This is a genomic window from Psychrobacter sp. SCQQ22 (assembly GCF_015864605.1).
Lineage (GTDB): Bacteria > Pseudomonadota > Gammaproteobacteria > Pseudomonadales > Moraxellaceae > Psychrobacter > Psychrobacter fozii.
The window spans coordinates 230,021-256,699 of the sequence record NZ_JADYWZ010000006.1 but is presented as its reverse complement, the minus strand read 5'-3'; the positions used below and the strand labels follow the sequence as shown (position 1 = coordinate 256,699).

The window sequence follows — 26,679 nt, the reverse complement described above, 5'->3', positions numbered from 1 at the left end:
GACGGTCGGTTTGTCGCCCTCGTTTACGGTGCCGTCTGTCGCGTCTTCATCGAAGATGGTGGCGCTGTCGGTGGCGGTGCCAATGCTGGCGTTGAGCGGATTGCTGATCTCAAGCACCAAACTTTCTGATTGTTCATAAACCAAGTCATCAACTACAGTAAAGGTAATGGCTGGTGCAGACGTGCTGCCCGCTGGGATTGTGACCTGAATACCTTCATCGAGGAATGTCTGAATATCTGTTACATTATCTAAAAATATAACCTTACCATTAATATCGGTATAGCTGATTGATGCAATATCAGCCGCTTCTATTGTGCTATCCGCTAACTTGACATCTACAGTCGTAGGAAATTCGCTTAAGTTGTTCTGAGATACTTCAAATACCAAACCATTACTAACACCTTCAATGGCTTCCGCTTTAGTCGCTACGATATCAACCACTGGTTTGTCGCCACCCAAAGCTGGATTATTAGGATCCACAGGTGTACTGCCGTCAGTAGTGCCATCATCATAGATGGTCGTACTTACGGTGTCATCGTCAGTACTAATAGTTGCTGTTCCTGATGTGACTGCAACGACCTTAACGGTAAAGTTTTCTGGGCCTTCAAACACATTGTCATCAGTGATTGGTACAGTGACATCCACTGAGGTTTGTCCTGCTGGGATAGTGATATCTTGTGTCACAGGCGTTGTGTAATCAGCTGACCCTTCAGTACTGCCATCACTAATAATAACAGTAACGATCGTATCTTCAGTGCTCGGATTACTTAAGCTAACGGTATAAGTCGCTTCATTTGCACTGCCATCAGCAGCCGTTTCACTCAAGGTTTTAGTACCACTAATGCTCACAACTGGGGTGTCATTACCTACCGATAGATCAGTAGGATCAACTGGTGTGCTACCGTCAGTAGTACCATTATCATAAATGGTAGTTGTGACACTATTACTATCTGGTCCAACAGAGGCTGTACCGGATATGACTTCAGTTACCGTAACTATAAAGTCTTCTGGGCCTTCAAACAAATTGTCATCCGTGATCGGTACAGTGACATTCACTGACGTTTGACCTGCTGGGATAGTGACTGTTTGAGTTATAGGTGCTGTATAGTCCTCACTACCTTCAGTGCTACCGCCACCAATCGTAACAGCGACCACAGTGTCTTCATTGCTTGGTTTGCTAAGATTAATCGTATAGGTTGCTTCATTCGAGCTGCCATCAACAGTCGTTTCGCTCAAGCTCTCGGTGCCTGTGATACTAACTATTAATGGATAGTCTGCGGTGATAGTCGCTTGATTCGACTGCAAGCCATTGGTGTCAGATACTACATAGTCAACTGGTGTTGGATCAGTGATAAACCCCGACTCTGGTGTAAAGCTAATCTCTCCTGTCGCGGGGTCAACTTGCCAAGTACCTTCACCATCTACCACTAAGCTGGTGAATTCATTGCCTGTAACAGGGTCGATTAATTTGACGGTCGTTGGATCTAAGTCATTTTCAGAATCACTATCATTTGCCACGACATCGATGGTGATTGGTTGACCTGTTTCACCTAAGACAGTGTCATCTTCAGCAATAGGAGCAGTTTGTGGATAGTCAATAACGATGGTCGCTTGGTTCGACTGCAAGCCATTGGTGTCAGATACTACGTAGTCAATTGGTGTTGGATCAGCGGTAAAACCTGACTCTGGTGTAAAGCTAACCTCTCCTGTCATAGGATCAACTTGCCAAGTACCTTCACCATTTATCACTAAGCTAGTGACTTCATTGCCTGTAACAGGATCGATTAATTTGACGGTCGTTGGATCTAAGTCATTTTCAGGATCACTATCATTTGCCACGACATCGATAGTGATTGGCTGACCTGTTTCACCCAATACAGTGTCATCTTCAGCAATAGGAGCATTATCGTTATCGTTATCGTTATTATCATTATCATCACTAGCGAGACCAGCAATCAAACCAACCAGTCCCAATCCAGCCGCGGCAGGTATCCACCAAGGTATGGCCGCTGCAATATACTCTTCACCGCCAAGCGCCTGTCCTTCTACATCACCGACTTCTAGTTGAGTCACATAATCGTAGGTTTCGCCAGTATCAGGAATGTAGTAATAGTACTCGCCATCTTCAGCAATACCGACTAAAGCACTGTCTGGATTATCGTAGAAGCCTTCTATAATCAGATCGCTGTCTACCCCTTCTTCTTCGAATGAGACATGCAAGTCGTTTTTTAGGCGCTTAGTAATAATATGGTTAGGAGCATGGCCAATAGCTGTGTCAAAAAACTCATAGTTGACGTTGTCGGTGGCAGTAATAACTGTTGGTATACCATCTTTAGTAATAACAGATACTTGGCTGATAGTTTGAGCGGCGTCATTAATTTTAATAATAATAGTATTCATTTTTTTACCTTTAATTTTAAATATTTCAGCTAAATTGTTTTTATATCAGGCAACTTCAGTTACCAAAGGACAATAAAATTATCAATGACGCACACCTTCTTCTACAACTGCGACCACACGGCGGTTGAGCTGACGGCCCTCTACAGTATCGTTACTAGCTCTTGGCTGTGTCTCTCCATAACCAATAGCACTTAGACGCTCAGCGTCGATGTCAAATTTCGAAATCAAACTCTCTTTGACAGCATTTACTCGGTGCTGTGATAAAACTTGGTTATAGCTATCACTACCGCGACTGTCAGTATGACCCTCAATGGTCGCTATTGTATTTGGGTATTGCGCCATAAAGTCCGCTAGTTCAGCTATTTTTGTATAGTATTCGGGTCGTACGACCGCTTTATCAGTCTCAAACAATACTTCAAGATCAATTGTCACCTTTTCAGCCAATATGGCAGGTTGCTCCACGACTGGTGGCAGCGTTACTGACGGTGTAGTAGCAATTACGGGTGCAGGACAGTTAGGAACGACTCGACTGATTTGATGCGTTTGATAACGCTTATTTCTTAGCAATGGTAATGCGCTATCTGTCGTTATTTGATTTAGCAGACCTTGGCCATTTTCATCCATATCTACATAAAAAAAGTATGTTTGACCACCAACTAATTGGTAATCTTTCTGCTCCGCCAACAAATCATTATCTTTAAAACCAGTTGCATGAGCACTTAGTTGGTTTGTGCCCACACAAGAATTGACCGCTGTATAATTGCCTGCATGCAAACTGACTTGAAATCTATTATTGATCGCAATATTGGCACTGGTTTGCTCAGGATCATCATCATTTTTGCGCACAAATATCAGTCGAGCTTCATCACTCGCAACTTGTTTCGCTAATACAGCACTGATATCACTGTCAACTTGATTATTCCATACAACATTATCAACACGGCGAGTATCTCCATCATTACCGATACGGCTGTTAGCCGTTGTGGTCGCACAGGCAGTCACCCCCAATAGCGTGGTTACTAGTGCCACTTCAACGATGATTTTTTTGAATACTTTGCCCATGATAATTTCCTGAGTAACCGTTTATTAAGCTAATATTGGTTAAATATATTGAGTTTTTGAATTAATTTCTGTATAAAAGATATATCGTATACTACGAATATAGTCCTTGATAACTTTTTGATAGCCTTTAACTTGGCAGAGCAACCTTCAAATGCTGCAAAAAACTAGGTGTTTGACGGATCACCCAATAGAAATACCATATAAATAACAACCAACTTCTGTTCCATCAGGCTCTATAAAAATTATACAGTTGTAGATATAACCTATATGGTTTACCCCTGTCAAAAAAATCAAATCCAAACACGATAAACGGCATATATTTTATGACCAGTTACCATTAAGTATGAATGTCTGCTGTCAATTTCGTAGTCATTAATTTAGAAGAACATATCCAATAATCTAACGACAAAAATCAAGCTAAATCTATTGTACGCTCTTATCTTTTAAGAGTTCCTAAGACTTTATCTCACCACACTCTTAGCGCTCATCTTACCTTAACATCAATACAAGATAGTCCATCGTCTTATTTTCTTCACTTAATAGCTTTTGTTCTTCTTTAAGGGTTTTAATTACCCTTTGAACAGTATACTTACTTTAATTTTTCTCATGATCTCATATTTATATCACTCTGTACCGATCGGCTTATCTTGATTCGATTTTTTGCTGGTTAAATAAAACTAACCCGATCATATAGTCGATTCAATTTAAAAGTAGTACAAGGCAACCAAGTGTATATGTGATACTTCAAGCGAGGTTAACGCAGCAATACCTTTATAGTGGAATGACTATCCCTAGCTGTCGAGCGGTCTTTAATATATTACATTGTTATCTACTATCTTTTTGACCACTGCTACCTTGGATTTCATACTACCGTTTTACCTATTCTTAACCATCATAAATTCCTATCGATACGATGAAATCAATCGAGCTTGTGTTCTATCATTTTCTCCGTATCATTTGAAACTGGGTAATACATTATTCGGCACTCCCTCTTACGGTCACAAACACGTTGACACATATACAGATTGACGTCACAATATTGTAAATATTAATGGTTATCAATAACATCTAAAGTTCATCTGACTTGTCTTGCCTACCTTCTTCTATTCCACGCATATCTATATATCTTCTGCTGTCTTGATAAGATACCGCCGAATATCATTCATAAAGGTATGGTAAGTAATGTCAGCAACCCTCAAGTTATAAGCCGCACTGATTGAGCCCTACTTATACAAAAATCAGGCTTTGCCTAACAATCTTTTTCTGCCATCACACATACGACTATTATCATAACGAGCCATTATGTCTTCACGCACTACCACTTCTTTGTATAATATGATTTGGGCGCATTATCGCCTGCCTTTTCTCAAAGTTATTCTGCTTAATTTGGTAAATGCGGCTGTCAGTGTGGGCATCATTGCTTATATAAATCATACCTTTATCAGTCAACCTGTCTTTGATACTTTATCATTGCTCAGCTTAGGCTATTTTGCTGCCTTGATTGCACTACTATTAGTCACTACTTTTTTATCACAGTACGCGTTGACACGTCTGGGCCATCAGTTTGTGTACGAGCTCAGAACAAAACTGGTCAAACAAATTATAGATACCAAAGTGCCGCAGATAGATCACTTGGGTAGTGCGCGCTTAATTGCCAGCTTATCTTCAGATATCCAGTCTATTACGACTGCATTTGTACGCATGCCAGAGTTGGTTCAAGGCGTCATTTTATCTGCGGGGGTTGCCCTTTATTTAGGATGGCTGTCATTACCGCTATTGTTTATCATCATGTTTTGGATTGTCATGACAATCTGGATAAGCACCATTTTAGTCAAGCACGTCTATACTCATTTGATAAAACTCAGAGCGATTAATGATTTTTTATACCAAGATTATCAATCTATTATAGAAGGCCGTAAGGAGCTTGCACTCAATCAGTACCGTGCTGAAAAGTTATATTCAGACGACTTTTTGTCTCATGCTAAGTCATACCAAAAAACAGTTATTAAATCTGACACCTTTCACTTATCTGCTGTGAACTGGTCCAATATCATGATGTTTGCCTCGATTGGCGTGGTGTTTGCGGTATCAAATTATCTAAATATACCAATGGGCGTCGCAACCACCTTTTCCTTAACCATTCTATTTATGCAGTCACCCATTCTGCATGCAGTTGGTGCGTATCCAACCCTACAGACTGCCCAAGTGGCACTAGACAAAATACAGTCGCTAGAGCTGGCTGACTACCAAGCAGCATTTATGACTGACCACGTGGCAAAAGACTGGAACTCTATCTCACTGACTGACGTTGGTTATCGCTATGGTGGTATCAATACGCAGACACAAGAGCTAGCTGGTGACGTAAATAACCCTGATGATATCTTGAAATCGGTCAACCTTACCGTGAGACGTGGCGATGTAGTGTTCTTAATCGGCGCCAATGGTAGCGGCAAGTCTACCCTCGCCAAAATCATCACGGGGATTTTCACCCCTACCACAGGCTCTGTACACGTAGATCAAGACAACATTGATTCAGAGAATAATGCCGATTATAGACAGCTGTTTTCTGCTATCTTTAGTGATCAGCATCTGTTTAAACAGCTAATTGGCAATCAGGGCAATCAACCTGATGAGGCACTGATATCTGACTGGCTGCAGAAGCTCAATCTACAAGACAAAGTGAGCGTGTCTGATCATCAACTCTCTACAGATAAACTATCTCAAGGTCAACGTAAACGATTGGCCATGCTACTCTCAGTCGCCGAACAGAAAGATATTTTATTACTTGATGAATGGGCCGCTGACCAAGACCCTGCTTTTCGCCGTGTGTTCTATCAAACGCTAATACCTGAACTAAAAGCACTGGGCAAAACGCTGTTTATTATCAGTCATGACGACAGCTATTTTGAACATGCTGACCGCTTGCTATTGATGAAAGAAGGTAAGTTGATTGAATTGAATGCCGAAGAACGACAGCGCGCCAGTACAGATGCGATCGCCATGTTGCAATAAATATGACTTGTTATAAATGAAAACTGTCATGCAAAAAAATGGGGCGACTTATGATAAGTCGCCCCATTATGGTAGAAAGAACCACGCTATAGTTATAGTCGGTGAAATACTAAACCGCTACAGCCTTACCCTCCTTAGATGTACTACTTGTACAATCTGCAGTCGGCTGCCTTGTACCCATTTTAGAGTTCTTTGACTATATATAAATTAAAGGTATCTAGACACTCGAAAACTTGTCTAAGCCGTTTGCTTATTTTAATAATTTCTGCAAAAAAGCACTACGAGATATCACTAAGAAGTCCAATAAGGCGATAACAACGATTGCGATAATGGCTGTCGGAAATATAACAGCGACAATCAATAAAGGCAGCGCAAATGGCCACCAGATAGCAGGGTTTAAACCACGTGCTGGCGGGTTCAGCCCAGTGCTTTCATCCGCATTAGTAGGACGGCGTTGCCACCACATGATATAACCGCTCACGCTAATCATGATAACAAACAAGCAAAACAAGACATTGGCCAACACACTCCACCATCCTAGCGTACCCATGTGAATAGCAATACCTGCCGCCATAAACTTACCAAAGGCATTGTAGTCGTCATAATGAATATCAGCCAAGACATTACCTGAATAGCGATCGATATGTACCGTGCGATCAGCGGTTGGACTTTTCATATCGTAGCTCATTGAATCTTGGCTAATGGTCCAGACGCCTGTACTTCCTTGTGGCAGGTTCAACTGATAACGCCCTACAAACCCAATTTCACGAGCATAGCGGTCTACCGTATCAATCATGATAGGTATATTGGGTGCGATACCATCCTGACCCATGGTCGTGCCTGATACTGGCATCGGCGTCAGCTCAAGTACCCAAGGAACTTCTTTTGTGTCGCCTGAGTTTAGAGCACTGTCGTGCGTGGGTGCTTCAGTATGAGCTTCAGATGCTACCGCACCATGGACGTGAGGTGCAGCCATTGACTCATGCATCGCAGTGCTGTGTTGGCTATGATCAATCGACATTGGCATAGGAGCAACGCCCCACTTACCCGCAGGAAACTGACTCCATGCCTGCACAACTCTTTCGCCCCACACGCCTGCCCATGCCATGCCTGAAACGCAAAAAAACAGCAGCAGAATCGATACCCAACTGCCCAATGTCGCATGAATCGTACGGATAAAAGGTCGTTTTCTCTTATTGGTTACCCTCTCGTTAGGTATCAGCATGGCTTTCACTGATTTGCGTTTTTGCCACCAGAGATACCAACCCGTCAAAATCATCAAGATGATCAACGATGCAGTCGTTTCTAACAGATAATCCCCTGCTTTACCGATGAGCAAATCACTGTGGATATTATTAACCGTATCATAAAGACCGCTGCTAGCAGGTGCGCTATTGACGACATCAGCCGTATAAGGGTTCACTGCCACCATATTGGTCTGGCCTTCTGACTGCACCTGAAACAAAGCGACGGTATCTGCGTCACGGGGCGCAATATATTTAATCAGTGCGCTATCGGGTAAAGTACCAAGCGCATTTTTGGCTTGTATCGACACTAGTGCTTGGACTGTCGACTCTGGAATGGTGATGGTCAAGCGGTCATTGTCCCGACCTGCGGTGTTCGACATGAACAGCATGCCGAGAGCTGTGACCGCCAAAACAATCAAAAAAGGCGCGACAAACATGCCAGCATAAAAATGCCAGCGCCATACCATAAAATAACGCTGCGTGTTAGGTGACTGACTGCTGTCTCTGTTCATAAATACGACCTTTGATAATCTCTGATTGCCCAAGTAACAACATAAATCTATTAACAATATAATATCGGCTGCATCATACGAGAAAACCCCTGAAAAAACCACTACCCCTCTAGTCATATATCAATAATACTAATGTAAAGAAGCCGCACTAAACCATTCAGAACCGCGTCCAATATTTCTATAAAGCGTTAACTGTAACTTTTTAATGATAACAATAATCATTAGTGTTATTATTATTTCCGTTATTTATCTCTCTAAATTTAAATCTAACATATTCAACGAATATTATTGAACAGGAAATATGATGCGGCTTCCTTTGACCTCTGAATCTATCCGAAAAAAACATCTGGCCATAGCAGTACAAATTGGCTTAGCCATGAGCATTAGTCATATTGCTTATGCTGAGTCAGCTGATACTGAGGGCACGCTAAGCAATACCCAGACAGAAAATTCTGAGACAGCGACACCATCAACGACCTTAGATACGATAACTGTCTATGCCGATAGTTACCGAAGTACAGGCACAAAAACCGCATTAGACCCTGATGATGCGCCGATGAGCTATACCAGAATCGATCAAGACCTATTGCAAAAACGCCAAGCTGACAGTGTCAACGCTGCCCTACGCTATGAGCCCGGTGTTAGCTCTGAGAGTCGCGGTACGGTATCTATCTTTGATGAGTACAGAGTCCGTGGCTTTAAGACCTTATCGAATTTTTATGATGGATTGCGACTGCCTTACGATGGTGCTTGGAACCTCATGCCGCAAGTAGACATCTATGCAACCGAAGCCGTAGAAGTCGTCAAAGGACCCGCATCCTCACTTTATGGTTATACGGCACCCGGTGGTATGGTCAATCAAATAGCCAAAACGCCCAAAAGTACCCAAGAGACTGAGGTACAGCTACGACTAGGCAATCAAAACCTGAAAGAAGTGGCAATCGATACAACAGGGGCGCTTACAGACAGCTTGAACTATCGTTTTGTGGCATTGAAACGTAAAAAAGATGGCCAGATGCAGACCACAGAAGAAGAACGCACCCTACTCAATCCATCGCTTGAATGGCAAGCGACAGACAATGTATCCGTACTTGCTAATCTATTTTATCAAGATGATCCAGACATGGTGCCCTCTACTCCGCTGCCTGCGGTCGGTACTGTCTATAATGCCAGCTACGGCAAGTTAGATAGCGATGCCTATGCGGGTGACGAATGGAATAAATTCAGCAAAGAAGTATTCATGCCGAGTGTCACCGTAAACTGGGACATCAATGACCAGCTAACCTTTAAGCACATACTGCGCTATACCGATGCCGAAGCAGAGCAACGCAATATGTATAATAGTGGAGGGTTTGTCAGCGGTAGTGATACGATATTGAACCGTGTGGCTTACACCACCGATGAAACCATGAAAAATTGGACCACGGACAACCAGCTGGCTTATCAATTCGATACAGCCAATACCTCGCACAATTTATTATTTGGTGTCGAGTATCAAGAGACGGATAGCACTGCCGCGTACTATGATGCTGGCGCGGATGGTACGCCAAACCTTGACTTGTCCAACCCTGATTTCTCTCAAATCAATACCGACACGCTGCCATTAGATGTCTACAGTCAATATGAAGACATCGAACAGAGCCAGCTTGGTTTTTATGTGCAAGATGAGATGAAATGGCAAGACTTGACCATGGTAGCAGGCTTACGACATGATAAATTCAAGAGCATCACTGATCAAACCAAAGCCTCTCAAGGTGTGATATATAGTGACCAAGAAATCGACAATAGCGCATCAGAGACCAGTGGTCGTCTGGCTGCTATTTATGATTTTGATAACGGTCTATCGCCTTATGCGAGCTACTCACAATCATTCCAGCCAGTCGTTGGTAGTAACTTCGTAACCGATGAGCCATTTGAACCTACAACAGCTGACCAGCTAGAAGCCGGTATTAAATATCAATCTGCAGATGGCGGCACTAAAGGAACATTGGCGGTATTTGATATCACCCAAAAAAATGTTGTTGTATCAGATTACGTCAACTATAGAAGTCAAACCCAAACGGGTGAAATTGCGTCTAAAGGATTTGAAGTATCAGCCAGTCATATGCTCAACGACTGGGTAGATGTCGCGGCGAGCTACAGCTATACCGATGCTGAGATTACAGAAGATGAGTTCAACCCTAATGTGGTCGGTAACACGCCAGCGCAAACAGCGAAACATAAAGCCACGCTATGGACAGACTACTACGCCACAGATAAGCTGACGCTCAATGCGGGTGTTCGCTATGAAAGCGGTATGCAGATAGATAAACAAAATTCAGACGAGCTACCAAGCGTGACGTTGGTAGATATCGGTGGCAATTACGAAATCAATCCTATGCTCACCGTCGGTGCCAGTATCAACAACCTCTTTGATAAAACCTACGTCGGTTCTTGTTATGACATCAACAACTGCTGGATGGGATCAGAGCGCCAAATGACAGTCAGTCTAAAGGCCAACTTTTAATCACAATCGAATAGCTTATGAATAAAGCCTATTCAACACTTCCAAAACTTAAGCAGCGAGGATACTAGGTGGCAGTACGTCACTTAGTATCCTTTAGTATGTTTCGCTCATAGCGCAAATACATCAGCGACAGTTAATCACAGACCAATCACTTGTATTAGATGTCCTGTCTTAATATATACCGTGGCGCCTTCTAACCCTGCTTTTATTTGTGACTGCTCCCCTACTGGTAAACGTATCCAACTATCTCGTTGATACACCTGTTCACCCTCTACTAAACTACCATCTACAACCAGTAACTCTGCACCGCCTGCACTTACACCACTAATAATATCTTCGTTGAATAATGCGACACCTGCTGTGAGACGTTGCAAGCTCACCTGCTCACCATCATCAGAAAAAAGCGCACAGACATCACGATTGCCTTGGCGTGTCCAATTGGCATCATCATGAGCATCGATAGCGACATAGCGGTCTTCATCAGATGGCATCTGTCTGAGCTTAACAAAAATCACCGCACCTTCGTCACTATAAGGGGTATGGCCTGATGATGGAGGGTTACGCAAATACCAACCTGCGGGATAATGCTTGTCATCTGCAGAAAACGTACCTGACAATACCAAAATCTCTTCACCACCGGGATGCAGGTGATGCGGAAAATAAGAGTTAGGCGCATAGCGTACTAGACTGGTGGCTCGGGCTTTTTCTTCGCCAACGCGATCCAGCATGATACGTTCTACACCACTCTGCGGTGAGTTTACCCACCGTTGCTCTTCAACTGCAAGTGCGGCGCGACTAGAAAAATCTGCATTAATAAGCATAAGATTATGTCCAAAAATAGTAGGGTGTAACTACATACTCTCTTATAAAGTATCTGGCATCATTTATTGAGCCTTATTCATAATTATCAATCATTTTTTAAGAATCATTAGAGATAGATAACAACTGCACCACTTTTATAAGACGCCCCGACTTTTAGTGCACTTATCGCACTAAAATAACTGGCGACAATGTACTGGCAATAATCTCTGTCGTCGTACTACCGAGAAACAGTTGCTGCAATTTAGAGTGACCATAAGCACCCACCACCATGATATCGATGTTATTTTCCGTTTGAAAAGCCAACAAACCATTGACCGCATCCGCCGCTGATAAATGATGAGCCGCCACAACAAACCCAGCCGCTTCTAATTGCGCCGCCGCAGCACTTAAGCTTTGCTTGGCAGTATTATTATGGCTTCCTATCATAACGATATGACCTTGCAGCCCTTTTAGCACTGGGCTTCTTGCAACCATCCATGCTGCTTTGATAGCGGTTTTGCTACCATCAAAAGCGATCATGTACGAGCTTGGTGCTTTGAATGTCTCTGAACAAATCAAGATAGGAACATCGGATGCACGGGCGACTGTTTCGATTTGACTACCGATATTGATACGACTGTTTTTGTGATCTTCTCCGCGTCGACCCATGACAATGGCACGATTTTCTGTTTTAAAATGCTCAATGGCAGGCAACAGCTTGCCGCGGCGTTGATAGATGCGGATAGCGACATCCTCAAAATCATTTTGGATATGGCTTTTTGCATCTTGGACCAAGGCATTGCTATAGCTGTTGACTACCTTCGCTCTTTGCTCGTCCATCTGGGTCAATTCTTCTAACAAAAACTGGCGGCTATTTACCCCTATCGCGCCCGACAGATCGCGTCTGGTCGATGCTGGAACCTCACTGACATGCAACAAACCAACAGGTAAATTCAACTTACTGGCATACCATGCTGCATAGTCACAAACTGATTCAGTCACTGCCGAACCATCAATACAAGCTAAAACGTGCTGTGATGTTGTCATAATATGTCCTTAGTTTTAATTATTTAGGGCGTGTCCTCATTTTAAAAATGGTGATAAAAATGAGATAAATTGCAGTCAAACAAGGAAAATAGCGCAGATAATATCGAGATATTAGTCAGCTATTTGACGACGTTTGGCAAGATTTAGCCATTCTTATCCCATTTAGATGACTATCGATTGAATTGAGGGTACGCCCTAGTTCCATATAGCGTCCAATGCTCATCCCAAATACTCTGGAAAAATCCTCTCCATTACTTCGATAATAACCAATTTGGCTGACTTCATCCAGTGATGTGTGCCTGCCTCTACAATAATATTCACTCTGCTGTCTTTAATGCTGCACAAGATTTGAAGAAACGTGGCTTTACCGCATCAACAAAGTCTTGTCATCGTCTGACAACATGCCCTAACAAATTTTGCTACAATGTATTTTTTAGCATTTGTGATTTAAATATCGTTATTTAGGTGATGGAACTATGGCAAAAAATGCCCTACAGGCTCAACTACTCAAAGCGGGATTGGTCGATAGCAAAAAAGCCAATAAAATCAGCAAGCAAAATCAGCATGCCAAGCGTACTGGTGACTCAGAAAGTTTAGAAGCGAAAAAAGCATTGGCAGATGCGCAAGCAAAAAAACTAGAGAAAGATCAGCAGCTCAATCAAGAAAAACAACGCGCTTTAGAAGAGAAGGCACTCAAAGCCAATATCATCCAAATGATTAAGCAGCATCAAATCACTGATATCAGTGGTGATGTCAGCTATCAGTTTGTCGATGGCTCTAAAGTCAAAAAAATCTCTATTACCCAAAAACTATATGACCAAATCGTCGCCGGTCATGTCGTCATTGCGCGATTAGAAGAGAGCTATGCACTGCTTCCTCGCCCATTAGCAGATCGTATAGATTCAAAAATGGAAGGCTTTATGGTCGTATCAAACGATACATCAGAAGATGTGTTGGCAGAAGATGATCCTTACGCCGCTTATGTGATTCCAGATGATTTAATGTGGTAAACAGTCAGTATTTATAATACTTGCTTTGTTAACTTAGACACCCTTTGTAGAGTACTTACTTCTACAAAGGGTTTTTTTATTGTATAGAAAACAATCACCTTTAAGCTAGCGTTACAGGTTTTATTGAAAAAGGTAACAAATCGCCATAACCCTGCCATACGTGGCAATGCGAACTTGAACAGCCATTCAATAACAACTACAATGCGATTTCTTGACCTATTTAGCGCTAAGGTTTGCTCGAAGTTGAGCAATCACTCAAGAATTGAACACATTTTGACTTTTACTAATCATATAACAAAAGCCAATATCGGCACCCTACTCATCAAGAAGTTTTGAAAAGGCTTTCAAAATTTCTCAAAAAGAGATTTCTCATGCCAAAACATCTGCCACTTTCACTCCTATTGCTTCGACTTGCTATCTTCACGGTCTTTTTATTTTGGACGCTTGATAAATTTATCAATCCTGACCATGCCGCAGGCGTTATGTCTAAGTTTTATGGAATGGAAAATATGGGTGATTCCATATTCTATGTTATGGGCGCTGTTCAGTTGATACTTATCATACTGTTTGTCGTCGGGTTATTTAAAACTTGGACCTATGGTATTTTGCTGCTGGCTCATGCGGGCTCCACTTTTTCGACCTTTGCTTTATATCTAGAACCATTTGATAACCTGTTGTTTTTTGCCGCATGGCCAATGCTGGCAGCATGTATCGCTCTCTTCTTGATGAGAGACTGGGATACGTTGACACTGGGCAAACGTACCGTGGGCAAGACCGTTCCTTTGACATAGATATAAACAGAGTCTATCGTTTGACTATGGTCAAATCTAAATAAATTCAGTACCAGCAATCCAAGCGTAGACCGTACAGGTGGTACGTCAAATGCAGGTGTTGCCGTAGCAAAGCTATAGAGGTTAAATGGTGCAATAATATAAATACTAGCTAAAGCGATACAAGCTATATATTATTAAAACTAACAACTTAGCTGTTTTATTGCAGGTAAACGAATAGATTATTCAACAATTCAATGTAATTGCCACCATCACTAAAACAGCAAAAGTTTTTTGATCATAGTTTTAATTATAGAAAGATGACTATGAATGAAACCTTTGCTTTACTATTAGGCCGAATCTTTCATGATTAAAAGAATATTTCTAATACTGTTAATAGTGCTATTAGCAGTGGGGTTTTTCTACTTTGACCTCAACCAACTGTTGACGCTTGAGGGCTTAAAGGGCTCGATGGCGCAGTTCAACGACTATAAAGCAGAGTCACCGTTACTTATTATCGGCGGGTTCTTTTTACTGTACGTCGTAGTTACGGCCCTCTCGCTACCTGGTGCTGCCATATTGACATTGGCATCCGGCGCTTTATTTGGTCTGTTTCAGGGCTTAGTCATTGCCTCATTTGCCTCAAGTATTGGCGCGACACTTTCGTTTTTAGCATCACGTTATTTGCTACGCGATACCATCAAACAGCGCTTTCCTGAACGCCTTGCCGCTATCGATGCGGGCGTCGAAAAAGAAGGTGGCTTTTACTTATTCACATTACGTTTAGTCCCTGTATTTCCCTTCTTTTTAATCAACTTACTCATGGGTGTGACCGCCATTAAGTCATGGACCTACTACTGGGTAAGCCAAGTAGGTATGCTGGCAGGTACTTTTGTATTCGTTAATGCGGGTACGCAACTTGCGCAAATAGAAAGCTTGTCAGGTATTTTATCGCTCAATTTAATTTTATCGTTCGCTTTATTGGGCATATTCCCGCTTATTGCTAAAGGAATCTTAAATGTGTTTAAAAAACGTCGTGTCTATAAAAACTACTCAAAGCCCAAACAGTTCGACCGCAACATGATTGTTATTGGTGCGGGTGCTGGCGGCTTGGTAACGAGCTATATTGCTGCTGCTGTTAAAGCAAAAGTAACATTAATCGAAGCAGGTGAAATGGGCGGTGATTGCTTAAACTATGGTTGTGTCCCAAGTAAAGCCGTGATTAAAAGTGCAAAAATCGCAGATCAAATTCGCCATGGTGAAAACTACGGCCTCGAAAATGCGTCTCCGCAGTTCTCGTTCAAAAAAGTCATGGCACGTGTGCATGATGTTGTGGCTGAGATTGCGCCGCATGACAGTGTTGAGCGTTATACTGATTTGGGCGTCGATGTGGTAAAAGGCTATGCCAAGCTCATCGATCCATGGACGGTAGAAATCGCCCTAAATGATGGTGGCACACAAACACTAACTGCGCGTACTATCGTTATTGCAACTGGCGCACGCCCATTTGTACCGCCATTACCTGGTATTGAAGAAACGGGCTACGTGACCAGCGATACCATATGGAACAAGTTTGCAGAACTAGACGAAGCGCCTAAAAAGTTGGTCGTACTAGGCGGTGGTCCTATCGGTAGTGAATTGGCGCAGAGTTTTGCACGCTTGGGCTCAAACGTGACTCAAATTGAGATGAGTGAGCGCATCATGATCAAAGAAGATCTTGAAGTGTCTACCTTTGCACACCAAGCGCTGGTTGAAAGCGGTGTAAACATTTTGACCTCACATCAAGCTCTACGCTGTGAAGCTCGTGATGGCAAAAAGTACATTGTCGTTAAACACAATGATACTGAAATCGATATAGAATACGATGAGCTATTATGTGCCGTTGGTCGAAGTGCTCGCCTTACTGGTTATGGCCTTGAAGATTTGGGTGTCGAAACCAACCGTACTATCGTCACTAACGAATACTTAGAAACGCTGTATCCTAATATCTTTGCCGCAGGTGATATTGTAGGTCCATATCAGTTTACTCATGTCGCAGCTCATCAGGGTTGGTACGCCGCAGTGAACGGTTTATTTGGCAATCTGAAAAAGTTCAAAGTAGATTACCGTGTGATTCCGTGGACCACGTTTATCGATCCAGAAGTCGCTCGTGTGGGCCTGAATGAGCAAGACGCGATAGACAAAGGTATTGAGTACGAGATTACCCGCTTTGAGTTTAAAGAGCTGGACCGTGCCATCACTGACAGTGCTGCTAAAGGATTTATCAAAGTCATTACGCCTAAAGGGAAAGATAAAATACTTGGTGTGACCATCGTATCTGAACATGCTGGCGACTTGATTGCTGAATTTGTATTGGCAATGAAACATGGCCTGGGACTGAATAAGATACTTGGTACTATTCACAGCTACCCGACTTGGGCGGAGGGCAACAAGTATGTGGCCGGTGAATGGAAACGTGACCATGCCCCTCAGCGCGTATTAAGCTGGCTAGAAAAATACCATACTTGGCGTCGAGGTTAGCCCATCAATGCACCCTACTAAAGCCTTGCCAACACGGACAATGCTAAAAAACGTCATGCGCTATAGCTCTTATGCTATGGCGCTAGGCGTTTGTATCGGTATCTCTGCAAGCACTGCCTCCCCTAATATAGGCAGCAGTGATGGCAAGGAATCACCTTGGCAGCAGGTTGAGTCTCAGGGTAAAAATCAAGACGTTTACTTTTACGCGTGGGGCGGCGACCCTCAAATCAATGCCTATTTACAGTGGGTAGCCAAGCAAGTTGATGAGAAATATAACATCAACTTGGTCCATGTCAAACTCACAGATACTAGTGAAGCCGTCAGTCGAGTATTGGCAGAAAAGTCAGCCAATAATGATGACCAAGGTAGCGTTGACCTCATATGGATTAATGGCGCAAACTTTGCCACCATGAGTGAGAATTCACTATTGCTTAAACAATGGGCAAACAAGCTGCCTAACTTTGCCCTCACCGACCCTGATAATAATCCTGCCGTTACCTTTGATTTTGGTGTACCAACCAATGGTATGGAAGCACCATGGGGACAAGCGTCACTGACTTTTTATTACGATAATCTATCCGTCAAAAAGCCACCCACTACCTTAAAAGAACTAACGACTTGGACAAAACAAAATCCTGGGCGCTTTAGCTATCCAAAACCCCCTGACTTTTTAGGCATGAGCTTTTTGAAATACGCATTGGTCATGCTGCATGAGCAACACGATGCTGATACTGGCGAGAAGACCAGCGCTCAGCTCAACATGCCTGTCACTGAACAGAATAAAGCGATTGTCCTCGACCCACTATGGGAATTCTTAGATGACTTGCATCCCACACTTTGGCGCAAGGGTGAGCAGTTTGTACAAACGGGTGCGCAAATGCGTCGGTTGGTCGATGATACCGAGCTCAGTTTAGCCTTTAGCTTTTCAGCCCCTGAAGTTCCAGCAGCCGTGCAGCGTTATGACTTACCTGAAAGTATTCGTAGCTATGCGATGAGCGATGGTAGCTTGAGTAATACTCACTTTGTCGCCATTCCTTACAATGCCAGCCACCCGCAAGCGGCACAGCTTGTCGCTAACTTTTTGATGAGTCCAGAGGCACAAGCCAAAAAGCAAACGCCTTCTGTATGGGGTGACAAAACCGTACTCATCCAGTCTACCCTCACCTCTGAGCAGCAAGCCTTGTTTAAAACCAACAAACCCCATCCTAGCGCATTGCCGTTTGATAGTATTAAACGCACAGTGAGTGAGCCGCACCCAAGTTGGGTTGAGGCAATTATGGAAGGCTGGCAAGCACGCTACGGGGTTCGCCCATGAATAAAGATTTGAATGACAAGGCCGCTCAAGGCAGTGTCAATAAAAATGATATCAATAAAGGCAGTGTCAATAATTGTACGGCTATTGCCACTCCTTATAAAAAAGACCTATTTACGCGTATTGCTATATTTAGTCCAAAGCTTTTATTGCTGATACTGGTGCTACCCGTACTTGGCGGACTGATTAGTGTGCTATTGCCTGCGTTTAGTTGGGTGCCCGCGCTTGATCAGACAACCATCAGTCTACAAGGGTTTAAAGACCTTTGGATGACGCCAGGTCTGACCCAAATGGTGGCGCTTAGCTTGGCAACGGGACTCATCAGCACTCTGCTCGCTTTTGTCATGACACTCATGATACTGGCAGCGTTTTTCAACAGTGTTTGGCTCACACGTATCGAGCATTTGCTAAGCCCCATTTTAGTGATTCCTCATGCCGCAGCGGCGATTGCCGTTGGTTTTCTCATTGCGCCTTCTGGTATGTTTTCACGATTGATATCGCCGTGGTTAAGCGGTTGGGAAATGTCACCAGAAGGGATATTTCCTCATGATCCCTACGGCATCAGTATCATTCTGGGCTTAACGTTAAAAGAGCTGCCTTTTTTATTATTAATCGCATTGGGTGCTTTGGCACAACCAGAGCTTGGTAAAAAACTGCGCCAACAGTATAAAGTCGCATTAAATTTGGGTTATTACCCCATTGCCGCCTTTTTTAAATCGGTATTTCCTCTGCTATATCCATTGTTGCGTTTGCCTATTTTGGCGGTGCTTGCCTATGCCAGCGCCAGCGTAGAGATGCCATTGATATTGGGCCCGAACACACCGCCCACACTTGCGGTCACTATCATGCAGTGGTTCAATGATGTGGATCTAAATTTACGTATAAAAGCGTCAGCAGGGGCATTATTACAGCTGGCATTGACAGGTGGTTTAATCGCTTTATGGCTTGGCGGTGAGCAGATCGTAAAAATACTATTCTGTGGCTCACTAACCAATGGTAAACGCAATTATGGAGATGCTGTCTGTCAAAGAATCACTGCCACTATGACCACTGTGGTCATTGGTTTTATGTTCATGTCACTTATTGGTCTTGCCATGTGGTCAGTGGCTGGGTTTTGGCGGTTTCCAGACGCTTTGCCAGAACAGTTTGTATTGCTACATTTCCAAAGCGCCTTTATGCAAATGGGTACGCCACTCTTTAATACTATTGCTATCGGTCTAGTAAGCACCCTCTTTGCTATTGTGCTCACATTATTGTGTTTGGAAGCCGAGCAATTAAGTGCAAAGCGACTTTCAAACTTTACCAGCTTAATCATTTACTTACCGCTGCTGGTGCCTAGCATCGCTTTCTTGTTTGGCTTGGTATGGCTACAGCAATTGATCAATAACCAAGCGGCGTTTTTTAATGTGGCATTTACGCACTTATTGTTTGTACTGCCCTATGTATTTTTGTCGCTAGCGAGCAGCTATCGACGCTTAGACCCACGTTTTGCGAATGTGGCAGCAAGCTTAGGTTCGACACCCATAAAAGTGTTTTTTCAGGTCAAATTACCACAACTGTTTACGCCTATTTTGATTGCCGTTGCACTGGGTCTAGCGATTAGCTTCGGCCAATATTTGCCAACGTTATTGGCAGGCGGTGGACGTATTGCTACCATCACTACAGAAGCCGTGACACTCGCAAATGGGGCAAGTAGGCGCACTAGTGCGGTCTATGCCATCATCCAAATGGCACTACCGCTGATTGGTTTTATACTGGCAAGTCTGCTCCCTAAATATATTTTTAGAAGTGGCAAAAACAACACTCATTAACACGCCCTACATAAGCCAATAATGACAATATAAATAAAGGGGTTTTGATGTCACCATCTTTAGAGATAAGAAACTTAGAGCTATATCGAGAAGACACGCGTCTACTAGGCATAGATGAGCAAATTTTCGGCGGTGATATACTCACCGTTATGGGGCCATCTGGTAGTGGTAAATCGAGCTTTTTGAACTGGCTCACAGGCACATTGCCCAGCGGTTTCCATGCCACGGGCGAAGCTTGGTTAAATGATGAAAACGTGTGCCAACTTCCGCCGCATTTACGTCATATTGGGGTGCTGTATCAAGACCCTTTGCTGTTTTCACACTTATCCGTTGCCGGAAATATCGCCTTTGCTATGCCCAAAGGTAATAAAAAACAGCGCTTAGAAAAAATCGAACAAGCACTAGAGCAAGTTGGACTGGCAGGCATGGGTAATCGACATCCGGATAACTTGTCAGGGGGACAGCAGGCACGAATCGCCCTACTCCGAACCTTGATGAGTGAGCCAAAAGCCATATTGCTCGACGAGCCATTTAGTAAATTGGACACGCAGCTTAGAGTCGATACACGTCAGTTAGTATTTGAGCAAATTCGCACATTCAAACTGCCTGCGATTATGGTGACGCATGACCACAGTGATGCCGAGGCAGCAGGCGGCAAAGTCATTCATTTAACCTGATTGTCTTAGGGCGTATCATCACTTTCGATGAATGATGACACTTCCTAGACATCAACGCGACTTACAAAAGGCCCCGCGCATGCTCGACAAATTTATCACGCCCATCATCAAACCAATACTGACCTCTGTGGTTGTCGTACTGCACAAGCGCGGTGTCACAGCAGATCAACTCACGATGGTGGGGTTTTTGATTGGTATGCTCGCATTACCATTACTCGCGTTTGAGTTTTGGTATGGGGCGCTTGCAGCCATTGCAGTGAATCGCGTTTTTGATGGTCTGGATGGTGCACTGGCTCGACATGCCAACCAAAGCTCGAGCGCTGGTGGCTATTTGGACATTACCTTAGATTTTTTATTTTATGCGGCCATACCGCTTGGCTTTATTTTGGCCAATCCTGAACAAAATGCCATTGCAGGCTCGATATTATTAGCCACCTTCATTGGTACTGGCTCAAGTTTTTTAGCATTTGCTATAGCAGCAGAAAAGTTCAATTTAGATAAACCTCAGTTCAAGTACAAAAGCTTTTACTATCTAAACGGCCTAACTGAAGGCACTGAAACCATCGCGTTGTTTGTGGCATTTTGTCTTTGGCCGCAGCACTTTGCACTACTTGCTGGTATCTTTGCGACTGCCTGTGCCGTCACAATATTCACCCGCATCCATGGGGGCTACCACACGCTCAAACAGCTAGAGGCTGACATTCATCAAAAACCATATCCAGAAAAACAGTAAAGAGGCAAATAATGGCAAATGAGGTATGGTGGAGACTTGGCGTTTTTTTTAGCATCTTGGTCATCATGATGATGCTTGAATGGCGCATGCCTGCACGCAAAGCACCGATTAAAAGTAGCACGCGTTGGTTTGCTAACTTTGGCTTGGTGTTTGCAGCTTCTCTCATTACACGTCTAGTCATACCTATCGGGCTAACGGCTGTGGCACTTTATAATCAGCAGCATGGTATCGGCTTATTTAATATTATTGATTTACCAATCATCGTGGCTATTGTGTTGAGTCTGCTATTGCTCGACATCGTTATCTATTGGCAGCATCGACTGTTTCATCGCGTGCCTATCCTATGGCGCTTACATAGAGTGCATCATGCCGATGCGCACGTTGATACCAGTACAGGGCTTAGATTTCATCCTATCGAAATCGTATTAAGCATCGTGGTCAAACTCATTGCTGTCAGCTTGTTGGGTGTACCTGCTATCGCCGTGCTGATTTTTGAGATTGCTCTAAATGGATTGGCAATGTTCAATCATGCCAATATTCGCCTAGCACCTGCGATTGAAAAACCTCTGCGTTTAGTATTAATGACCCAGATTTTGCATCGTATTCATCACAGCCAGCGTGTGAGCGAGACCAATTCAAACTATGGTTTCAGTGTCATCTGGTGGGATAAGTTATTTGGTAGCTATAAAAGTGAGGCCAAAAAATCTGATCATGAGTTGGATATTGGTCTAAAAGAGTACCCTTTGCCCAAACAAAACGCTTCTCTATGGAATCTATTATTGATGCCATTTAAAAATCAATCATTCAAAAACAAGTAAATAACGGCATTCATACACTATGTCTACATCTAACTGTTAGATGTGGCAAAAAACACTTCAACCACTCTCATCTCTTGTAAGTACCGAGTTACCTGCCCTCCATTATAATAGCTATATCAGTCCAATCTGAATGTAAACGAAATTTACAAATAACCTGAGCATTCATTCAAATACTATTTGAACGAGTGCTCAAAATGAATTATAGTGGCTGCAGTTGTTAAGCGACTCACGAAAACATCACTTATATATTTGAGCAATTACTCAAATATATAGAATTTTTCAAGCTGCTTATACACACTTACTTTTACAACAACTCACTAATAATTATCATAAGGATTTTCACATGACTGAATTTACCCTACACGACAAAGACACAGCCCCAGCAGAAAGCAAAGACTTACTTGATTCTTCTATCAAAGCATTTGGCATGGTACCTAACCTACACGCCGTGATGGCTGAAGCGCCTGGCTTGCTCGAAGGCTACCAACAACTACATCAGCTGTTTTTAGACAGCAGTTTTGATGATGAAGAAACCACTGTTGTATGGCAAACTATCAACGTTGAGCATGCTTGCCATTACTGTGTACCTGCGCATACTGGTATCGCTAAAAGCATGAAAGTAGATGACGCTATCACGGATGCATTACGTGATGAAACGCCACTACCAACTGAAAAATTGGAAGCATTGCGTACCTTCACACTATCTGTAGTCCGTAATCGTGGTAACGTTGATGACAGCGCTGTTCAAGCGTTTTTAGATGCAGGCTACACTAAGCGTCAAATTCTTGAAGTTATCCTTGGTGCTGCTCAAAAAGTAATGAGCAACTACACGAACCACCTAGCTAACACACCAATTGACAAACCATTCCAGAAATTTGAATGGCACAAAGCTGACTAATACGTTTTTCAGCTAATGCTGACACAGTCAATTTGATGTTTTCATACTGTTGTTCGAAACATCTTCGGGCAGCAGTTTTTCATTTTAATTTATCGCTAATGAGAGATCCTATGAAACAGGCAAAAAAACCCTTACGAATAGACATCGTGTCAGACGTTGTGTGTCCTTGGTGCGCTATCGGCTATAGTCAACTAGCCGAGGCATTAAAACAAACCAACACGCCGCACGAGATTCACTGGCATCCATTTGAGTTAAACCCTAATACGCCGCACGAAGGACGAAACTATCGTGAGCATATTATGGAGAAGTACGGTACGACTGCTGAGGACATTAAAGAGAGCCGAGCTAGAATGACAGCAGCAGGTGCAGAAGCTGGATTTAATTTTCAGTTTACCGATGAGTTTCGTACTTACAATACTTTCAATACGCATCAGTTGCTGTATTGGGCCGATCAGCAAGGACGTATGCACGACCTAAAACAAGCATTGTTCGTCGCACACTTCGTCGATAATAAAAATGTAGCTGACAGTACCGTACTTGCAGATGTCGCAGCAGAAATCGGACTAGATCGTAGCGAAGCACTAGCGGTCTTAGAAGACCAGCGATTTGCGGCAGCAGTAGAAAAAGAAAAACAGCATTGGCAACAACAAGGCATTCAAAGTGTGCCTTCTATGGTTTTCAATGAGCGTCATTTAATTAGCGGCGCACAAGGTGTTGAAAATTATAAAAGCATTTTGCAGCAGTTGGCTGACATAGCAGACTAAATCATTTGATTGAGGTCTGATTAATGATTGCGTCTTCAAAGCTGAGAGTTTTAGAAAAGCTAAGGGTTTTAGAGGAACGGTATAGCCCGAGACTATACCGTTCCTCTAAAACCCTTTTTTTATGGAATCAACTTTTAGTGGCATTAATTTTTAATGACATTGATTTTGGCAGTATTGATTTTTAGTGGCAGAAAGCTTAAACGGTAGCGGACTCGTCGATACGCAGTGCTTCTATAGAAAGTGCCATGTCTTCAGCCAATGCATGTACTGCTGCACTGTCTACATCACGCTGTGCAAAAGCTCGCAGCCCCATCACTTCGGCCTGTAAACGGCGTGCTAGTCTTAGCGGATCCAGCTCGCTATCCAGCTCACCTACCCGCTGCGCTTCGATAAAGTAACCGGCAAAACGTGTTTCCATACCTGCCAGCAGCATCTCTACTTTTTGCAGTGCCGCTTGCTCACGAGCACCCAGTTCTAGCAAGCTTTTGACTAGCATGCAGGCTCGACTCGGTAGCTCTTTGTCACGAATACCGCCCATCTGACGCAAATAAGCTGCCAACCCCAACAAGGGAGATGGCTGCTGACTCAATATACGCTCTAGCTCCGTCAGTCCAGAGCGAGCGTAATAATCTAAGGCTTCTTGGAACAAGCCATCTTTGCTACCAAACGCGGCATAAATACTGCCCGGACGCATATCGAGCGCCCCTTCTATGTCTTTTAAGGAAGTCGCATGAAAACCCTTTTGCCAAAAAAGCTTTAAAGCTCGTTCTAAGGAGTCATGACGATTATAAAGCGCAGTACGTGACATATTTTTTCCATTGCAATAGCCATGACTTCATATAAGTATGAGCACAGCAATAAATTTGAATGATTGCTCAATTTTATATCGAATGGTAACTATAGTCTAGTAAAGTTACTTTACGCAATAAAAATTAGGCTATAGTCAAATCCATATAAATCCGCTACATTATCACCCTCGCTAACCATACTAATGTATAGCTTACACTCGGTTTCCTTGTATCGAAATTATTTGAACTCAACTATAACGATTAATCGTTAGCCTGAAAAATTCTACTTGTTTAATCAAGCAATGCTAATACGGCAATAACACATGCTTGCTTTTCTGATAAGCAGACAAGCCATCTACGCCTAGCTCACGTCCGATACCACTTTGTTTAAACCCGCCCCACCCAGTTTCAGGCAACACGATTTGTTGCTCATTAATCCAGATATGACCTGCTTGAATTTGTAATGCTATCTCCAATGCTTGAGTTTCATCAGCACTGACAATAGAAGCTGCCAAGGCAAATTTACTGTCGTTGGCTAAGGCGATCGCTTCTGCCTTCTCTGTAAAGGTTTTACACACCAATACTGGTCCAAATATTTCTTCTATCCATAACTGACTGGTTACTGGTACATCTGTATAAATCGTTGGGGTTGCAAAGTATCCTGACCCCTCTACTATCTCACCACCCGTCAAACACTCAAGATTTTCATTCACTGCAATATCAAAATATTTTTTGACCTGATTTAACTGTTGCTCGCTAACCATTGGACCCATTTGTGTATCCGCAGCGAAGCCATCACCTATTTTGAGGCTTTCTGTTTTAGCCTTCAACGTTTCAAATAATGATTGAGCAATGTCTTCATGAACGAGCAACCTTGAAGTGGCCGAACATATTTGACCGGCATTGGTAAATATACCACCGATGATTAAATCACAAGCGTAGTCGATATCTACATCAGCACATACGACAATGGCAGACTTACCACCAAGCTCTAGGCTGATATCTTTGATGCCTTTTGCCGCTTGGGTCATGACCTTTTCCCCAATTACGTTGCTGCCTGTAAAAGACACCTTGTCAATGAGTGGATGGCTGGTCATGGCAGCGCCAACTTCAGCCGCACCTGGCAAGATGTTGACCACCCCTTTTGGCAGCTTGATAGCAGACAATATACTGCCCAGCATCAGCTCTGGCAATAGTGTCACCTCAGACGGTTTTAATAATACGGTACAACCTGCCGCTAATGCGGGGGCTACTTTCCAAGCAGTCGTGACCATTGGAAAATTCCAAGGTACGATGAGTGCGCAAACACCAACAGGCGCATAGGTTTTTAGCAAGCGTATGCTCGACTCACTGATAAGCACCTCAGACAAAGTCGATTGTTTGATGATGAGATTGGCATAATAACGATAGCAGGCAATGGCATCGCTCACATCTATTTTTTCTTCTTCGATTGGCTTACCATTATTTAATACAGACAATCCAACCAACGTATCGAACTGCTGCTCCATCGTATCTGCAATGGCATTGAGATAACCCGCGCGTTCGTCTACCGTGGTTTGTGACCAAGACGGATATGCTTGGCTAGCAGCGTTGACTGCCATATCTACATGAGCTTGGGAACACAAACGAGTGGTGGTGATGATGTCGCCAGAATGTGAATCATACAAGGCATAGTTGTTTGTTATATCAAGGCTAGTTTCATCAGAGCCAATTTTATCAGAGCTAGTTTCGTCAGCGTTGGTTTTTTTAGAGTCGGCAGTAGACGCTTCAATCATCACCCAGTCACCATTGATATAAGCGGCGTTCAATACCACCTCATCTTGAACCGTTTGTATGGCGCTTTGTCTAGTTATACCCTTAGAGTTTATGGTTTCCATCATGGTTAATTGCCTTGTATTTTTTTATAAATTTGTCTTCATCTGCCGCAACATTAGGGCGTGTCATCAATTAGCATATTTACAAATTTAGTGGTCTTAAAATGGTGAAATAAT

The 26,679-nt window shown here is 43.1% G+C and carries 19 protein-coding genes; 12 read left to right on the top strand and 7 right to left on the bottom strand.

Annotation, left to right across the window (positions count from 1 at the left end; genetic code table 11):
- Positions 1–2,400, bottom strand: a 2,400-nt coding sequence (locus I6E84_RS10035; protein WP_227681446.1) for an Ig-like domain-containing protein, incomplete at its 3' end; no start/stop codon positions are given.
- Positions 2,401–2,481: 81 nt separating this feature from the next.
- A complete protein-coding gene (locus I6E84_RS10030; RefSeq protein ID WP_110922842.1) occupies positions 2,482–3,462 on the bottom strand; it encodes an OmpA family protein in 981 nt (326 codons plus the stop codon).
- 1,302 nt (positions 3,463–4,764) lie between these two features.
- Between I6E84_RS10030 and I6E84_RS10025 the strand changes: the two genes are divergently transcribed.
- The gene (locus tag I6E84_RS10025) at positions 4,765–6,474 is read left to right on the top strand and encodes a multidrug ABC transporter permease/ATP-binding protein (RefSeq protein ID WP_197217802.1); all 1,710 of its coding nucleotides are present in this window, start codon (positions 4,765–4,767) and stop codon (positions 6,472–6,474) included.
- A 250-nt stretch (positions 6,475–6,724) separates the two neighbouring features.
- Here I6E84_RS10025 and I6E84_RS10020 read toward each other — a convergent pair whose 3' ends face one another.
- On the bottom strand, positions 6,725–8,233 hold the full coding sequence (locus tag I6E84_RS10020) for a PepSY-associated TM helix domain-containing protein (protein ID WP_197217800.1): 1,509 nt from the start codon (positions 8,231–8,233) through the stop codon (positions 6,725–6,727).
- 301 nt (positions 8,234–8,534) lie between these two features.
- Between I6E84_RS10020 and I6E84_RS10015 the strand changes: the two genes are divergently transcribed.
- Entirely contained in the window at positions 8,535–10,739 is a 2,205-nt protein-coding gene (locus tag I6E84_RS10015) for a TonB-dependent siderophore receptor (RefSeq protein WP_227681444.1), read from the top strand.
- A 137-nt stretch (positions 10,740–10,876) separates the two neighbouring features.
- Here the strand turns inward: I6E84_RS10015 and I6E84_RS10010 are convergent, their stop codons facing one another.
- Together I6E84_RS10010 and I6E84_RS10005 are read right to left on the bottom strand one after the other, a co-directional pair.
- A complete protein-coding gene (locus I6E84_RS10010; RefSeq protein WP_197217798.1) occupies positions 10,877–11,560 on the bottom strand; it encodes a cupin domain-containing protein in 684 nt (227 codons plus the stop codon).
- Between the two features lie 163 nt (positions 11,561–11,723).
- Positions 11,724–12,587, bottom strand: coding sequence for a universal stress protein (locus I6E84_RS10005; protein ID WP_197217796.1), 864 nt, complete (start codon positions 12,585–12,587; stop codon positions 11,724–11,726).
- Between the two features lie 476 nt (positions 12,588–13,063).
- Between I6E84_RS10005 and I6E84_RS10000 the strand changes: the two genes are divergently transcribed.
- The 10 genes from I6E84_RS10000 to I6E84_RS09955 all read left to right on the top strand — a co-directional run bounded on the left by I6E84_RS10000 (position 13,064) and on the right by I6E84_RS09955 (position 23,900).
- A complete protein-coding gene (locus tag I6E84_RS10000) occupies positions 13,064–13,597 on the top strand; it encodes a DUF2058 domain-containing protein (protein ID WP_197217795.1) in 534 nt (177 codons plus the stop codon).
- A gap of 371 nt (positions 13,598–13,968) precedes the next feature.
- A complete protein-coding gene (locus I6E84_RS09995) occupies positions 13,969–14,388 on the top strand; it encodes a hypothetical protein (protein ID WP_197217794.1) in 420 nt (139 codons plus the stop codon).
- A 345-nt stretch (positions 14,389–14,733) separates the two neighbouring features.
- Positions 14,734–16,887: an FAD-dependent oxidoreductase gene (locus I6E84_RS09990; protein WP_197217793.1), complete on the top strand. Its 2,154-nt coding sequence runs from the start codon at positions 14,734–14,736 to the stop codon at positions 16,885–16,887.
- Between the two features lie 7 nt (positions 16,888–16,894).
- Entirely contained in the window at positions 16,895–18,202 is a 1,308-nt protein-coding gene (locus tag I6E84_RS09985) for an ABC transporter substrate-binding protein (protein ID WP_197217792.1), read from the top strand.
- Positions 18,199–20,010 carry an ABC transporter permease gene (locus I6E84_RS09980; protein ID WP_197217791.1) on the top strand — a complete coding sequence of 604 codons (1,812 nt, stop codon included), beginning with the start codon at positions 18,199–18,201 and terminating at the stop codon, positions 20,008–20,010. The genes I6E84_RS09985 and I6E84_RS09980 overlap by 4 nt, the downstream gene beginning before the upstream one ends.
- Positions 20,011–20,057: 47 nt before the next feature.
- The gene (locus I6E84_RS09975) at positions 20,058–20,687 is read left to right on the top strand and encodes an ATP-binding cassette domain-containing protein (protein ID WP_197217790.1); all 630 of its coding nucleotides are present in this window, start codon (positions 20,058–20,060) and stop codon (positions 20,685–20,687) included.
- Positions 20,688–20,766: 79 nt separating this feature from the next.
- On the top strand, positions 20,767–21,420 hold the full coding sequence (locus I6E84_RS09970; protein ID WP_197217788.1) for a CDP-alcohol phosphatidyltransferase family protein: 654 nt from the start codon (positions 20,767–20,769) through the stop codon (positions 21,418–21,420).
- A gap of 11 nt (positions 21,421–21,431) precedes the next feature.
- Positions 21,432–22,238 (top strand): sterol desaturase family protein, encoded by an 807-nt coding sequence (locus I6E84_RS09965; RefSeq protein WP_197217786.1) that lies wholly within the window; start codon positions 21,432–21,434, stop codon positions 22,236–22,238.
- 343 nt (positions 22,239–22,581) lie between these two features.
- Complete coding sequence (locus I6E84_RS09960; RefSeq protein ID WP_110922828.1) at positions 22,582–23,136, top strand: carboxymuconolactone decarboxylase family protein; 555 nt, start codon at positions 22,582–22,584, stop codon at positions 23,134–23,136.
- 110 nt (positions 23,137–23,246) lie between these two features.
- On the top strand, positions 23,247–23,900 hold the full coding sequence (locus tag I6E84_RS09955) for a DsbA family protein (RefSeq protein WP_197217784.1): 654 nt from the start codon (positions 23,247–23,249) through the stop codon (positions 23,898–23,900).
- A 196-nt stretch (positions 23,901–24,096) separates the two neighbouring features.
- On the opposite strand, the gene I6E84_RS09950 is transcribed toward I6E84_RS09955, so the two are convergent.
- Positions 24,097–24,708, bottom strand: a complete 612-nt coding sequence (locus tag I6E84_RS09950; protein WP_197217782.1) for a TetR/AcrR family transcriptional regulator — start codon at positions 24,706–24,708, stop codon at positions 24,097–24,099.
- A 285-nt stretch (positions 24,709–24,993) separates the two neighbouring features.
- Entirely contained in the window at positions 24,994–26,568 is a 1,575-nt protein-coding gene (locus I6E84_RS09945; RefSeq protein WP_197217780.1) for an aldehyde dehydrogenase family protein, read from the bottom strand.
- Positions 26,569–26,679 lie beyond the last annotated feature (111 nt).